Origin of the sequence: Promicromonospora kroppenstedtii DSM 19349 (genome assembly GCF_000515355.1) — a bacterium.
GTDB classification, from domain to species: Bacteria; Actinomycetota; Actinomycetes; order Actinomycetales; family Cellulomonadaceae; genus Promicromonospora; species Promicromonospora kroppenstedtii.
In genome coordinates this window covers 79,905-81,540 of record NZ_KI911765.1, presented here as the reverse complement: position 1 = coordinate 81,540, position 1,636 = coordinate 79,905, and the positions used below count along the sequence as shown (strand labels likewise).

The following is a 1,636-nucleotide window of genomic DNA, read 5'->3' as shown; positions in this document are numbered from 1 at the left end:
CGCCAGCTCGCGCAGCTCGGCGGACAGCGTGGCGAAGGCGCGCGTGGCCTCGTCGTCGTCGGCGCGGGTCCAGGGCGCGCGCCACGCGAGCGGCAGGGTCGAGATCGACCCGGCGACGCCCTCGGGCAGAAGGTCGGCCAGTACCCGGGCGCACGCGAGCACGTACTCCAGCCGCGCCCGCTCGGCCCAGGTGGGGGAGTACACCGCGAGCTTGACGACCTCGCGGTGGAACCCGCCGTACGGGAACGCGTTCAGGGTGTGCACCTGGAGCCGGTGCTCGGCGAGCGCAGCGCGCAGGCGCTCGCGGTCGGCGGTGGACGTGTCCAGCCGGTGCGCCAGCTCGGCCGGCAGCCACAGCCCGACACCGAGGGTGTCCAGGCCGGCGGCCTCGCGCACGGGACCGGCGTACCGGGCGAGCTGGTCGATCACCCCGTCGAGGTCCTCGGCGGGGTGCACGTTGGTGCAGTAGGAGAGAAGCATCTGGGTATCCCTTCTCAGGCCCGCTCAGGCCCGCGCGCCGCGCAGCACGGACGATCCCTCGAACTCGACGCCCGGCGTCGGCGGTTCGCCCGCGCTGAACCCGGGCACCGGGTCGAGCACGAGGTTGCCCGACTGCTCGTAGAAGGCGACGGGGTTGCGCCACAGCACCTGGTCGACGTCGTCGTCGGAGAAGCCGGCCGCGAGCATCTCCTGGCCGGTGCGGACGGTCTTCAGCGGGTCCGAGCGGCCCCAGTCCGCCGCCGAGTTCACGATCATCCGGTCGGTCCCGTACTCCCGTAGCAGGGCGACCATGCGGTGCTCGTCCATCTTGGTGTCGGGGTAGATCGAGAACCCGGCCCACGCCCCGGCGTCGCGTACCAGGGCGACGTTGGTCTCGTTGAGGTGGTCCACCAGCACCCGCTCCGGCGCGATCCCGGACTCGCGCACGACGTCGAGGGTGCGGCGCGTGCCGGCGAGCTTGTCGCGGTGCGGGGTGTGCACCAGCACGGGCAGCCCGGCCTCCTTGGCCATCTCGAGCTGGGCCGCGAACACCTCGTCCTCCTCGGGCGTCATCGAGTCGTAGCCCACCTCGCCCACGGCCACCACGCCGTCCTTCAGCAGGTAGCGCGGCACCTCGGCGAGCACCTCGCGGCAGCGTGGGTCGTTCGCCTCCTTGGGGTTGAGCGCGATCGTCGCGTGGTGGCGGACGCCGAACTGCGCCGCCCGGAACCGTTCCCAGCCCAGCAGGGAGTCGAAGTAGTCGGTGAACGAGCCGACGCTGGTACGGGGCTGCCCCAGCCAGAAGGCGGGTTCGACGACGACGCGCACGCCCGCGGCGTACAGCGCCTCGTAGTCGTCGGTGGTGCGGCTCGTCATGTGGATGTGCGGGTCGAGGATGCGCAACGTCACTCCTTCGTGGTGCTGAGCCGGGTGTCCGTGGTGGCCGTGACCGTCGGCCGGGTGTCTGCCGGCTGGGCGTTCGTGGTTCGGGCGGCCGTGAGGCGGTCGAGGTCGTCCGGGACGGGCCGGCCCGCCGCCCGGCGTTCCGCGGCGAAGTCACGGGCCATGCGGGCCAGCTCCTCGTCGGCCCGGCGGTCCAGACCGCTCGCGGCGGCGAGGCTCGTGCCCTGGAACACGAGCTTGAGGATCGCGTGGC

Annotated in this window: 2 protein-coding genes and 1 pseudogene; all 3 read right to left on the bottom strand. The window is 72.9% G+C overall.

Annotation, left to right across the window (positions count from 1 at the left end; all coding sequences use genetic code 11):
- Positions 1-480, bottom strand: a pseudogene (locus PROKR_RS29890) (metabolite traffic protein EboE); the annotation flags it as partial.
- A gap of 24 nt (positions 481-504) precedes the next feature.
- Positions 505-1,383, bottom strand: coding sequence for a TatD family hydrolase (locus PROKR_RS29885; RefSeq protein WP_036971567.1), 879 nt, complete (start codon positions 1,381-1,383; stop codon positions 505-507).
- Positions 1,384-1,385: 2 nt separating this feature from the next.
- Positions 1,386-1,636 (bottom strand): EboA domain-containing protein (locus PROKR_RS36655; RefSeq protein ID WP_036971445.1); only part of this gene is annotated, 251 nt, incomplete at its 5' end.